This is a genomic window from Segeticoccus rhizosphaerae (assembly GCF_009192725.1).
Taxonomy (GTDB): Bacteria; Actinomycetota; Actinomycetes; order Actinomycetales; family Dermatophilaceae; genus Segeticoccus; species Segeticoccus rhizosphaerae.
In genome coordinates this window covers 1-11,923 of the sequence record NZ_VOHR01000097.1, presented here as the reverse complement: position 1 = coordinate 11,923, position 11,923 = coordinate 1, and the positions used below count along the sequence as shown (strand labels likewise).

12 protein-coding genes and 2 pseudogenes are annotated in these 11,923 nt (G+C 70.9%); 9 read left to right on the top strand and 5 right to left on the bottom strand.

The features are described 5' to 3' along the window. The 6 genes and pseudogenes from FRW57_RS10000 to FRW57_RS09975 form a co-directional block, all read left to right on the top strand. Positions 1–418, top strand: a pseudogene (locus FRW57_RS10000) (L-aspartate oxidase); the annotation flags it as partial. Beyond that, positions 415–1,308, top strand: a complete 894-nt coding sequence (gene nadC, locus FRW57_RS09995; protein ID WP_152185924.1) for a carboxylating nicotinate-nucleotide diphosphorylase — start codon at positions 415–417, stop codon at positions 1,306–1,308. The pseudogene FRW57_RS10000 and the gene nadC, both read left to right, overlap by 4 nt. Before the next feature lie 138 nt (positions 1,309–1,446). Further along, a complete protein-coding gene (locus FRW57_RS09990; RefSeq protein ID WP_137121359.1) occupies positions 1,447–2,925 on the top strand; it encodes a DNA-3-methyladenine glycosylase 2 family protein in 1,479 nt (492 codons plus the stop codon). Between the two features lie 69 nt (positions 2,926–2,994). Further along, positions 2,995–3,558 (top strand): methylated-DNA--[protein]-cysteine S-methyltransferase, encoded by a 564-nt coding sequence (locus FRW57_RS09985; protein ID WP_238384646.1) that lies wholly within the window; start codon positions 2,995–2,997, stop codon positions 3,556–3,558. A gap of 117 nt (positions 3,559–3,675) precedes the next feature. Beyond that, complete coding sequence (locus FRW57_RS09980; protein WP_137121360.1) at positions 3,676–3,861, top strand: hypothetical protein; 186 nt, start codon at positions 3,676–3,678, stop codon at positions 3,859–3,861. Between the two features lie 70 nt (positions 3,862–3,931). Next, positions 3,932–4,258, top strand: a complete 327-nt coding sequence (locus tag FRW57_RS09975; protein WP_137121361.1) for a histone-like nucleoid-structuring protein Lsr2 — start codon at positions 3,932–3,934, stop codon at positions 4,256–4,258. A gap of 53 nt (positions 4,259–4,311) precedes the next feature. On the opposite strand, the gene ligD (FRW57_RS09970) is transcribed toward FRW57_RS09975, so the two are convergent. Together ligD (FRW57_RS09970) and ligD (FRW57_RS09965) are read right to left on the bottom strand one after the other, a co-directional pair. Next, positions 4,312–5,238, bottom strand: a complete 927-nt coding sequence (gene ligD / locus FRW57_RS09970; RefSeq protein WP_373681294.1) for a non-homologous end-joining DNA ligase — start codon at positions 5,236–5,238, stop codon at positions 4,312–4,314. Between the two features lie 3 nt (positions 5,239–5,241). Next, the gene (ligD, locus tag FRW57_RS09965; protein ID WP_152185923.1) at positions 5,242–6,201 is read right to left on the bottom strand and encodes a non-homologous end-joining DNA ligase; all 960 of its coding nucleotides are present in this window, start codon (positions 6,199–6,201) and stop codon (positions 5,242–5,244) included. Positions 6,202–6,290: 89 nt separating this feature from the next. On the opposite strand from ligD (FRW57_RS09965), the gene ku reads away from it, so the two are divergent. Together ku and FRW57_RS09955 are read left to right on the top strand one after the other, a co-directional pair. Next, entirely contained in the window at positions 6,291–7,274 is a 984-nt protein-coding gene (ku, locus tag FRW57_RS09960) for a non-homologous end joining protein Ku (protein WP_137121363.1), read from the top strand. A 3-nt stretch (positions 7,275–7,277) separates the two neighbouring features. After that, the gene (locus FRW57_RS09955; protein WP_137121364.1) at positions 7,278–8,159 is read left to right on the top strand and encodes an Fpg/Nei family DNA glycosylase; all 882 of its coding nucleotides are present in this window, start codon (positions 7,278–7,280) and stop codon (positions 8,157–8,159) included. A gap of 370 nt (positions 8,160–8,529) precedes the next feature. Here FRW57_RS09955 and FRW57_RS25060 read toward each other — a convergent pair. From FRW57_RS25060 to FRW57_RS09940, 3 genes and pseudogenes are all read right to left on the bottom strand, one after another. After that, a pseudogene (locus tag FRW57_RS25060) lies at positions 8,530–8,751 on the bottom strand (FAD-linked oxidase); the annotation flags it as partial. A 72-nt stretch (positions 8,752–8,823) separates the two neighbouring features. Further along, a complete protein-coding gene (locus tag FRW57_RS09945) occupies positions 8,824–9,504 on the bottom strand; it encodes a LutC/YkgG family protein (protein ID WP_137121365.1) in 681 nt (226 codons plus the stop codon). After that, a complete protein-coding gene (locus tag FRW57_RS09940; protein WP_152185926.1) occupies positions 9,501–11,015 on the bottom strand; it encodes a LutB/LldF family L-lactate oxidation iron-sulfur protein in 1,515 nt (504 codons plus the stop codon). The genes FRW57_RS09945 and FRW57_RS09940 overlap by 4 nt, the downstream gene beginning before the upstream one ends. Positions 11,016–11,314: 299 nt before the next feature. On the opposite strand from FRW57_RS09940, the gene FRW57_RS09935 reads away from it, so the two are divergent. Further along, on the top strand, positions 11,315–11,923 hold a 609-nt coding region (locus tag FRW57_RS09935; protein ID WP_203230289.1), incomplete at its 3' end, for an IS110 family transposase.

The following is an 11,923-nucleotide window of genomic DNA, read 5'->3' as shown; positions in this document are numbered from 1 at the left end:
GGCCGGTGAGCTGCCGCCCGCGGCGGCGACCGGGCCGGCGACCCGTCCGGGAGGGCCTGCCCTGGTGTCGCCACGCGAACGCACCGCGATCCAGCGGACCATGACCACCGGCACCGGTGCGGTGCGCTCGGCCGGCACCATGTCGCGGGCGGAGAAGGAGCTCGCGGCGATCGCGGAGGCAGAAGCGGCCCAGACGCTGCCCGGCCCGGAGGCGTGGGAGACCACCAACCTGCTGCACCTCGCCCAGGTCCTCACGCATGTCGCCGCCCTGCGTGAGGAGACCCGCGGCGGGCATGTCCGTTCCGATCACCCGCATCCGGACGATGCCCACTGGCGCGGACACACCACCGCTGTCCGTGGCGAGGACGGCCTGCTCTCGACGGCATACCACCCCGTTCCCGCCCAAGAGCTGACATGACCGAGTTCCCCGAGCAGGCCGCTGGACTCGTGGTTGACACTGCCCTCACCGAGGACCTGGGCGGCCACCCGGGTGTCGATGTGACGAGCAGTGCCACCATCCCGACCGAGCAGGTTTCGGCGGCTCACGTCGTGGCCCGCGCAGAAGGCGTCATAGCGGGAACCCCGTTGATCTCCATGGTTTTTCACGCGGTCTGCGAACGGCTGGGACTGAGTGGAGTCGACGCCGAGGTGGTGCGGCAGGACGGCGACCCGGTGGCACGGGATGACGTGATCGCCGTCCTCCGCGGTTCGACCCAGGCGACCCTCGTCGGCGAGCGCACCCTCCTCAACCTGCTCAGTCGCCTCTCCGGCGTGGCGACCCACACCCGGCTCTGGGCGGATGCGCTCGAGGGCACCGGCGCGCGCGTCCTGGACACCCGCAAGACGACTCCCGGGCTGCGGGCGCTGGAGAAGTATGCCGTGCTGTGCGGTGGCGGCACCAACAAGCGAATGGGCCTGTTCGACGTCGCGATGATCAAGGACAACCACAAGCTGGCCGCCGGCTCGGTGTCGGTGGCCTTCGACCTGGTGCGGACGGCATACCCACACGTCGATGTCCAGGTGGAGGTGACCACGACCGCGGAGGCGCTCGAGGCGGTGGCCGCGGGAGCCCGGTTCCTGTTGTGCGACAACATGTCCGTGGACCTGCTGCGCACCACGGTGGAGTCCGTCCGGAACACGGGCGAGCGGGTGGAGCTGGAGGCCACCGGCGGCCTGACGCTCGGCGTGGCCCGCGACTACGCGTTGACCGGCGTCGACTACCTCAGCGTCGGGGGGCTGACCCACTCCTCCCGGATCCTCGACATCGCCCTCGACCTGGTGCCCCAGCCTTCGACAGGACACCCGTAGCGCGAGTGCACCCTGCTGCAGGTGGGGCGAGCATCCCCGGTGTTGCCTCGGGAAGGCGCGCGGAATGGCCGGGGCACACAGCTCGTCCGTGTCGTATTTCGGCTAGACCTCGAGCTGCCCGGAGGACATGCTTGCGGCATGCACGAGGACCGAGACAGCTGCCTGCGCGCCGTGGCGTCCCACGATGCGCGGTTCGACGGCTGGTTCATCACCGCCGTCCTGACGACGGGGATCTACTGCCGGCCGAGCTGTCCGGTGCGCCCGCCCAAACCCGAGAACATGCGGTTCTACGCGAGCGCCGCCGCCGCGCAGCAGGCGGGCTTCCGCGCCTGCAAACGCTGCCGACCCGACGCCAGCCCCGGATCCCCGGAGTGGAACGTGCGGGCCGACGTGGTGGCCCGCGCGATGCGGCTCATCGCTGACGGGGTGGTCGACCGGGAGGGCGTGAGCGGCCTCGCCGCACGGCTCGGATACAGCGTGCGCCAGCTCGAGCGTCAGTTGCGGGCCGAGCTCGGGGCCGGTCCCCTGGCCCTCGCACGAGCGGGGCGCGCCCAGACGGCGAGGCTGCTCATCGAGACCACCGCGCTGCCGATGACGCAGGTGGCCTACGCCGCAGGCTTCTCGAGCATCCGTGCCTTCAACACCACCGTCCGGGAGGTCTTCGCCCTCACCCCGACGCAGCTGCGGTCCCGCCGGCGCCGGGCCGTGGCTGCGGCGCCCGGGGAGGTCCGCCTGCGGCTTCCCTACCGCCAGCCCTTCACACCGTCGAACGTCTTCGGCCACCTCGCCGCGACGGCGGTGCCCGGCGTCGAGGAGTGGCGCGACGGGGCCTACCGGCGCACGCTCCGGCTGCCGCACGGCCCGGGCGTGGTCGCCCTGCGACCGGAGAGTGACCACGTCGCATGCCGGCTGTGGCTCACCGATCTGCGCGACCTCGGCATCGCGACGAGCCGGTGCCGGTGGCTCCTCGACCTCGATGCAGACCCGATGGCCGTCGACGAGGCCCTGTCGGGTGATCTGCTGCTGCGTCCCCTGGTGCGCAGAACGCCGGGGCGCCGCGTGCCGCACACCGTCGACCCCGACGAGATGGCCGTGCGCGCCGTGTTGGGCCAGCAGGTCTCCACCGCCGCTGCCAGGACGCTGGCGGCCCGGCTCACGATCGCCCACGGGCAGTGCGTCGAGGACCCCGGTGGCGGGCTCACCCACCTCTTCCCCGCGGTGCAGGACCTGCTCGGCCTCGACCCGGAGGCGCTGGCGATGCCCCAGGCTCGGCGCCGCACCCTCACCGGCCTCGTCGGGGCGCTGGCGCAGGGACGGTTGGTCCTCGACATCGGCAGCGACTGGGATGCGGCCCGCACCGTCCTGGCGGCGTTGCCGGGAGTGGGACCGTGGACCATCGAGACGATCGCGATGCGCTGTCTGGGTGATCCGGACGCGTTCCTGGCCAGCGACCTCGGTGTGCGAAGCGCCGCCCGGACGCTGGGCCTGCCGGACAACGCCCGAGCCCTCGCGGCGCGCGCCGGAGACTGGCGACCGTGGCGCGCGTATGCCGTGCAGTACCTCTGGGCCGCGGGTGACCACGCCATCAACCGGCTGCCGAGCGACTCGGCCGCGTGACCGGTATCCCCGCCGGCGACCCGCCCGACCCCGTCCGGAGACGAGCACGATGAACCCGAGGACAGACACATGACACACATGACAGGCACGACACGGACAACGCAGACGCCTCCCGCGGGACCGACGACCAGCCCGGCCGGCGAGCGTGCCCACACGGTCCTCGACAGCCCGATCGGGCCGCTCACCCTCGTCGCCGAGGACGGCGCGCTGACCGCGCTGCTGATGGAGGTGAACCGGCACGGCCCCCGCAACCCCGACCGGGGCCGGCGCCACGACGCGGTGTTCGGCGCGGCCGCCGAGCAGCTGCAGGCCTACTTCGCGGGGGAGCTCACCGAGTTCGACCTGCCGTTGGCGCCCGAGGGCACCGCCTTCCAGCAGCGGGTCTGGGAGGCGCTGCGCCAGATCCCCTACGGCGAGACCCGCTCCTACGGCCAGATCGCCACGTCGCTGGGCACGCCGGGCGCCTCTCGCGCCGTGGGACTGGCCAACGGACACAACCCGATCAGCATCGTCGTGCCCTGCCACCGGGTGATCGGAGCGGACGGCAGCCTGACCGGCTACGGCGGCGGCCTCGAACGCAAGCAGTACCTCCTCGACCACGAGCGCCGGGTCCGGGGAGACCTGCTCTTCTGATCGCCGGTGGGACGGCTCCGGGAGCGCGGTTATCCTTGGTCGGACGGGCACGAGGCGCCGACCGGCGCTCTCGACGCCCGACGAAGCGACCCGGCACCAAGACCAGGAGGAACAGCCATGGACCAGGTCTGGCCGGCCATCATCACCTTGATCCCCTCGGTCGGGATCTTGTACCTCTTCTGGTACATCATGAAGCACATTCTCGAGGGCGACCGGCGAGAACGTCTGGCCCACGCACAATGGGAAGCCGAGCAGGACCGGCTGCATTCCTCCGAGGGCGGGAATTCCACAAACTCGCAATAGGGCGTCGTTGTCCGTTAGTCTCCATCACGGAAGAGTCGAATTTCCTTTACTTTGACGTTTGGAGACATTCATGGCCCAGCGCGTGCAAGTCCTGCTCGTCGATGACATCGACGGCGGGGATGCCACTGAAACCGTGAGTTTCAGTCTCGACGGGGTGCATTACGAGATTGATCTCTCAGAAGCAAATGCCGGCAAGCTCCGCAAGGATTTCGCCACTTGGGTCGGTCACGCGCGCCGTGCGGGCGGACGCAAGAGCAGCGGTCGCCGCGGCAGCTCGGGATCGCGCCGTGATGACCTGAACGACGTGCGCAAATGGGGCCGCAAGAATGGATTCAAGGTGAGTGACCGTGGACGCGTCTCCGCCGAACTCCTCGAGGCCTACGACAAGGCCAACTGAAATCACTTCCCTCCTCCGCGGCAAATGGCGCCGCGGAGGAGCGCGGCAAGGGATCAGCCCAGCTGGAGGGTGAACAGGTCGCCCTCGGAATCGATCCGTTCGAGCACCTCGGACATCTGCAGCTGACGCAGGGCGTCCTCGTGCTCTGCCCCGTGCTCGATCTCCTCCCACGTCCTCGGCGCGGCGACGAAGGGGGCGGTCCGGCCGCGCAGCGAGTAGGGCGAGATGGTCGTCTTCGCGGCGACGTTCTGGCTCCAGTCGAGCAGCACCTTGCCCGGCCGCATCGACCTGGTCATCTTCCACAGCACCAGGTCCGGCTCGGCCTTGGTCAGCTCCTGCGCGATCTCCTTGGCGAGGTCGCGCACGGTGTCGGAGTCGCGGCTGCCGTCGAGCGTCGCGTAGAGCTGCATCCCCTTGCTGCCGCTCGTGACCGGCGCGCACGTCATACCGAGCTCGGCGAGCCGGTCACGGACGAGAAGCGCCACGCGGGCGCACTCGTGCAGCCCGGCGGGCGGCCCGGGGTCGAGGTCGATGACCAGCCGGTCCGGGGGCAACAGCTCATGGCCCTCACCGCCCTCATCGCCTCCGCCGATCCGCCACTGCGGCACGTGCAGCTCGAGTGACGCGAGGTTGGCCAGGTAGGTCAGCGTCGCGACGTCGCCGACGAGCGGATAGGTGACCTCGTCGTTGCCGCTGCGTGAACCCGGCGCGTCGATGGTGACCGCCGGCAGCCAGCCGGGTGCGCCGGAGGGAAGGTTCTTCTCGAAGAAGGACTGTCCCTCCACGCCGTTCGGCCAGCGGATGCGGGTGACCGGCCGGTCGGCCAGGTGGGGGAGCAGGGTCGAGGCGACCTGGGCGTAGTAGTGCAGGACCTCGCCCTTGGTGGTCTCGGTGGCCGGGTAGAGCACCTTGTCGAGGTTGCTGACCTTGAGCCGCCGCCCTTCGACCTCCACCGTCATGGTCTCGCTCGCTGCCGCCACGGCTCAGCTCCTTCGTGAGTCGGTGGGGGTATTGGTGGAGGTGGCCAGGTCGCTAGGCCTGAGGTCACTGCGCACCCCGCGGTAGGCCGGCTGGCGCAAACGACCGGCTGTGGTCACGCGCAGCGCGGCCAGGTCCACGACGAGCTCGGGACGCAGCCAGGTCGCGCCCAGCGCATCGACGCGGGGCACCTCGTCGACGAACGGTGACTCGTCGGTCTCGAGCGGGCGCAGCAGCTCCAGCAACCGCCCGCCCGCCCTGCCCGCCAGCCCTGCGCCGGATCGTCCGCGGTAGAGCAGCCCTGCCTGACCCGGGACCCCCACGAGGATCGAGCCGAGCCGCCCCATGCTCCCGGTCTCGGGCCGCCATCCGCCCACGACGCACGAGATCGTCGGTCGGTGGGGAAACTTCAGCCAGTCCTGGCTGCGCCGGCCCGGGCGGTAGGGGGAGTCCAGCCTCTTGCTCACGACGCCTTCGAGTCCCTGCTCGCGTGTGGCCTCGGCCAGGGCCCTGCCGTCGTCGTAGATCGGTGGCACCTGGACGGATCCGCCGGCCAGCTCGAGGCGCTCGAGCATCGCCCTGCGCTCGGCCAGCGGCCTGCCGGTGAGGTCCTCGCCGTGCAGCCGGAGCAGGTCGAAGGCCACGTAGGTGACCGGGGTCGTCGACGCCAGGCGCGCCGCCTTGCGGCCGTCCGGCACGTGCATGCGTTCGGCCAGGGCCTCGAAGGACGGTGTGCCGGCGCGGAAGGCCACGACCTCGCCGTCGAGCAGCAGGTCGTCGGCCACCGAGCCTAGCGAGCGCAGCTCGGGAAAGCTCACGGTCACGTCGTTCTCGCTGCGGGCGAACAACCGCACCGTGCCCTCGCGCACGTCGGCGAGGACCCGCATCCCGTCCCACTTGATCTCGTGTGCCCACTGCGAACCGGTGGGAACGGTGGTTCCCGGGGTGGCGAGCATGGGGCGCATGGCCCCATCCTGACCGACAATGGGCACAGGCCGCGAACCCCTGCCAGAATGGGCCCGGTCAGGACCTCGACGAGAGTGGGTGGCTCACAGTGCGCGCGATCTGGAAGGGCGCGGTGTCCTTCGGGCTGGTCAACGTGCCGGTGAAGTTGTACTCCGCCACGGAGAACCACGACGTGCAGTTCCGGCAGGTGCACCGCGAGGACGGCGGCCGCATCCGCTACCAGCGGGTCTGCAGCATCGACGGCGAGAAGGTCTCCTACGACGACATCGCCAAGGGCTACGAGACCGAGGACGGCCAGATGGTCGTGCTCACCGATGAGGACCTGTCCGAGCTGCCGATCAACAGCAGCCGCGAGATCGCGGTCGAGAAGTTCGTGCCGGTCGACCAGATCGACCCGATGCTGCTCGACAAGTCCTACTACCTCGAGCCTGACAAGGCCGCTGCGAAACCGTATGCGCTGCTGCGGGAGGCGCTCAAGGAGGCCGACCGGATGGCGGTCGTGACGGTGTCGCTGCGCACCCGCACCACGATCGCGGTGCTTCGGGTCCGCGACGACGTCATCGTGCTGCAGACCATGCTGTGGCCGGACGAGATCCGGGAGCCGGATTTTGCCGGCCTCGACGGGACCGACAACGCCGCCAAGCCGCAGGAGCTCAAGATGGCGCGGATGCTCGTCGACTCGCTCGCGGGCGACTACGAGCCCGACGAGTTCGAGGACGAGTACGAAGCGGCGGTCGAGGCCGTGGTCAAGGCCAAGCTGGAGGGCGGCGAGGTCAAGGCGCCGCCGCAGGCCGAGGACGAGGGCGGCGGCGAGGTCGTCGACCTGCTCGCGGCCCTGCAGCGCAGCGTCGACCGGGCCAAGGCGGCTCGGGGTGAGCCGACCGGCGACGGGGGCTCGGACCAGGAGCCGTCGGGCAAGGGCAGCGCGAAGAAGTCGGCCGGGAAGACCGAGAAGAAGACCACGAAGCGCGCCGACAAGAAGGCGGACACGTCGGAGAAGAGGCCGGCCAAGAGGACCGCGAAGAAGTCCGCGAAGACGGAGAAGACGGCGCGCAAGAAGGCCGCGAGCTGAGCGATGCCCGAAGGACACACCCTCCACGCGCTGGCGGGCCGGTTGGACCGCGCCTTCGCGGGCTCCCCGGTCGCGGCGACCAGTCCGCAGGGCCGGTTCGCGGCGGGGGCGTCCCGGCTCGACGGCACCGTCCTCGTGGGCTCGTCGGCCTGGGGCAAGCACCTGTTCGTCGAGTTCGACGGTGAGGTCTGGCTGCACGTGCACCTGGGGCTGATCGGCACCTTCCCCGTGGTCCCGCTGCCAGCGGAGCTCGTCGGTATGCCGGCCGCCCACCTGCCGGTGACCGGCCAGGTTCGCCTGCGGCTGGCGGGTGACGGGCACGTCGCCGACCTGCGTGGCCCCAACCTGTGCGCCGTCATCACGCCCGCGGAGGTGCACGCCGTCGAGGCGCGACTGGGCCCGGATCCGCTTCGCGGTGATGCCGATCCGGAACTGGGGTGGTCGCGGATCTCGAACAGTCGCAGGCCCATCGGTGAGCTGCTCATGGACCAGGCCGTGATCGCCGGTGTCGGCAACGTCTACCGCTGCGAGGTGCTGTTCCGCCAGCGCGTCAACCCCTTTCGTCCCGGTCAGGAGGTGCGTCGCACGACCTGGCAGAAACTCTGGGACGACCTGTCCCAGCTGATGCGGATCGGTGTGGCCTACAACCAGATCCTCACCATGGACGACCAGGTGACCGAGGCGCTGGGGGAGGTGGCCAGCGGTGCGGCGGCCCGCCATACGCCCACCCTGACCGGCGAGCGGCTGGGTGACCGCTACGAGCGCCGGTTCTACCTCTACCAGCGTGCCGGCGAACCGTGCCGGGTGTGCGGCTCTTGGGTGCGGTCGGTCGCTGCGGCGGGTCGCACGCTCTACTGGTGCGGGCGGTGCCAACGCCGGCGTTGACGGGCGCGTGACCCGCGGCCAGGCGTCGCGGGTCCACCCGCTGCTTGGTCGCACGCAGGGCCTCGAGCTCGGGTGCCGTGAAGGCGCGCTGGACCGGGTCGTCGGCGGAGAGCATGGTGAACGCCGTGCGGCCGGTCAGCTCGGGTCCGAGTGCTGAGGAGAGCTCGCCGAAGCGGTCGGTCATCGGCGGCCCGAACGCGAGGGCGACGACGAACAGCAGGAACGGGTCGTCGATCGGCCCGGAGGCTGTCGGGCGATGACTCGGCAAGGCGAAGGCCCCGCCGAGGTGGCGCACCTGCGCCATCAGGATCGACTGCTGGCCGGGCGCGCCTGCCGCCGCCACGAACCGGTCGACGAGCAACTGGGCCCACGAGACCCCGGCGCCGATGCGCGCCATGCGGGCAGCGGTGTCCACCTCCACCTGGCCCAGTCGCGCCGTGCGCTCCACCACGGTGTCGTCGAGAGCCCGTGTCGCGGCGTGGCCGCTGAACTGTGCGGAAACGGCGTGACCCAGGCCGGTGGCGGTGCGTACGGCCGACTGCGCGTCGGACGCCGAGGCGATCTCGACGACGGCGGCAGGACGCTGGTCCACCGCCTGCACCCCGAGGGTGCCCCGCAGCGGCCAGCTCGTCCGGAGAACGCCGTGATCGCGTGCCGGGCCGGGTCAGCTGCGGGCGAGGATGACCACCAGCGTGCGGGGACCGTGGACACCCTCGACGCGGCTCAGCTCGATGTCACTGGTCGCGCTCGGTCCGCTGATGAAGGTCAGCGGCCGCGCCGGGTCGAGCCGCGCGAGCGCCTCGGGCACCGTCTGGACCACCTGGTCGGGCCGCACCACGCACACGTGGATGTCGGGCACCAGCGTGATCGCGCGCCGACCGCACGTGGGGCCGCCGTCGAGCACGATCGTGCCGGTCTCGGCGATGGCGACCGCGGAACCGGTCACGACCGCGTCGATCCCGTCGAGGGTGTCGGCGTCGAGGCTGCCGTCGTCGGCCACGATGCGCACCGGTCCGGCGTTCTCCGCCCGCGAATCGATCCCACTCTCCTGGTCACCGTTCGGAGCCAGGAAGTGGGCCGCGACGGCCGGTGGGCAGACGACGGACGTCACACCCAACGAGCCGAGGACGGACCGGACTGCCACCACGATCTCCTCGTCGCTGCCGCCGGTGCGTTGCACCGTCGCGCGGTAGTCCTCGATCCGCTCGACCAGCAGGTCGTCGAGCTCCGAGCTGCCGGCGGGCAGGTCGCCGCTGGTCCGGTAGGCACGAGGGGGCGGCGTCGTCCCGCCGGTCGACCCGACCGCCTCCCGGACCCGCCGCAGCACCTCGTCGCGGGCGCTCACGCCCGGGCCTCGCTCGCGTCGCTCTGGTCGCGGTGCGCCCACCACTCACGGAACGTCTCCGGTGGTGGCGAGGGCACGTCGCGAGACGCGGTCCAGCCGGACAGCGGTGGTGGAAGCGGCACCCGGACCCTGCCCCGCCGGATCATGGGACTGCCCATCCGGGCGGCCCTGCCCGCCTTGGCGAACCGCCCCTCGTCGCCCATGGTCCACGCCGCCGCCGCCATGGCGACCGCCTCCGCGGTGGGTACCTTGCTGCGGGCCTTGCGGGCCTCCACGTGCTCGGCGCGCAGCTGGACGAGGATCGACGGGATGTCGATCTTGACCGGGCAGACCTGGTAGCAGGCACCGCACAGGGAGGAGGCGAACGGCAGGGAGTCGTTCGGCTCGTCGCCGCCGGTGATGCCGGTCAGCTGCGGTGAGAGCACCGCCCCGATCGGTCCCGGGTAGACCGAGCCGTAGGCGTGCCCCCCGGTGCGCTCGTAGACGGGGCACACGTTGAGGCACGCCGAGCAGCGGATGCAGTGCAGCGCCGTGCGACCCAGCTCGTCGGCAAGGGCCGCCGTCCGGCCGTTGTCCAGCAGCACCAGGTGGAAGGTCTGCGGACCGTCGGGCACACCCTCGGTGCTGTGCACCCCGGTCCACGCGGAGGTGTAGGGATTCATCCGTTCACCGGTCGAGGACCTCGGCAGCAGCTGGAGGAACACCTCCAGGTCGCGCCAGGTGGGCACGAGCTTCTCGATGCCCATCACCGTGATCAGGGTCTCCGGCAGCGTCAGGCACATCCGCCCGTTGCCCTCCGACTCGAGCACCACCAGCGTGCCGGTGTCGGCGACCGCGAAGTTGGCGCCGCTGATCGCGACCTTGGCGCGCAGGAAGCGACGGCGCAGGTAGCCCCTCGCCGCCTCGGCGAGCGCCCGGGGGTCGTCGGTGATGGCGGGGTCGACGTTCGGCATCTCCCGCAGGAAGATCTCGCGGATCTCGCTGCGGCCGCGGTGGATCGCTGGCACGAGGATGTGCGACGGGGCGTCGTGTCCGAGCTGCACGATCAGCTCGGCCAGGTCGGTCTCGTATGCCGTGATGCCCGCGTCTTCGAGGGCCTCGTTCAGGCCGATCTCCTGCGTCGCCATCGACTTGACCTTGACCACCTCGGTCTCACCGGTCTGCTTCACCAGCCGCGTGACGATCGCATTGGCCTCCGCGGCGTCCCGGGCCCAGTGCACGACCCCGCCCCGCGCGGTCACCTCCGTCTCGAGCTGCTCGAGCAGCTCGGGCAGCCGGGCCATCGTGTCGGTCTTGATCGCGCTCCCGGCGTCGCGCAGGGCCTCCCAGTCGGGCACCTCGCCGACGACCGAGGCACGCTTGGCGCGGATCGTGGCGGTGGCGTGGCCGAGGTTGCGCCGCAGCTGGCTGTCGGACAGTGCGTCACGCGCGGCGGTGGGGAAGTCCCGTTCGCCCTGCAGGTGGCCCACCGCGGTGTCCGCCGTCGGACCGGGGTGCCCGGCACGCGGCATACCCAGGAACGTCTGTCCCCTTCCGCCGCTCACTGGACTACCTTCCTCGCGTCGGCGGTTCTAGATGGACCGCTGATGCACCCGAGGTGCCGTCGGGTCACTGCCCTGCTCGCTCGACCGTGAGAGGTCCAGCATGAGTTCTGCAGGGCCCGGCGGTCACCCGGGACGCCGTGATCGTCGACAGGGCTGTGCGCCAGGGCCAAAGGCCGGGAGCGCCGATCAGTGAGCTGACGGACAGATGCGTCCCGGCACCGAGAGATGGGTGCCTCCCCACTGGGTCTAGCAGCGAGGAGGCTGACGTGAAGTCTGCCAGCACTACCCCGAGGAGCAAACTGCCCGACCAGCCCGTCAACGGTGTCACCGGTGGCGTGGACTGGGCCAGCGAGGACCACGCGGTCAGCGTCGTCAACAGCCTCGGTCAACAGATTGCCCGCCAGAGCGTCGAGCACACCGCAGCCGGACTCCGCGCCCTGGTGAACTTCCTCGGCAAGCACGGCGTCATCGAGGTGGCCATCGAGCGCGGGGACGGCCCGGTCGTGGACGCCTTGCTCGACGCCGACCTGACCGTCGTGGTGATCAGTCCGAACCGGCTTAAGAACCTGCGCAGTCGCTATGGCTCGGCTGGCAACAAGGACGACCGGTTCGATGCCTACGTCCTGGCCGACACTCTGCGCACCGACCGGACTCAACTGCGACCGCTGACCCAGGACAGCGAGGCCACCAAGACATTGCGTGCCACCGTCCGCGCCCGCCGCGAACTGGTCAAGCACCGCGTCGCGCTGTGCAACCAACTGCGCGCGCACCTGCACGCCGCGTTCCCCGGCGCTGTTGGCCTCTTCAGGGACCTCGACTCCCAGATCAGCCTGAGATTCCTGGCCCGCTTCGACTCCCAGGAGCGCGCCGACTGG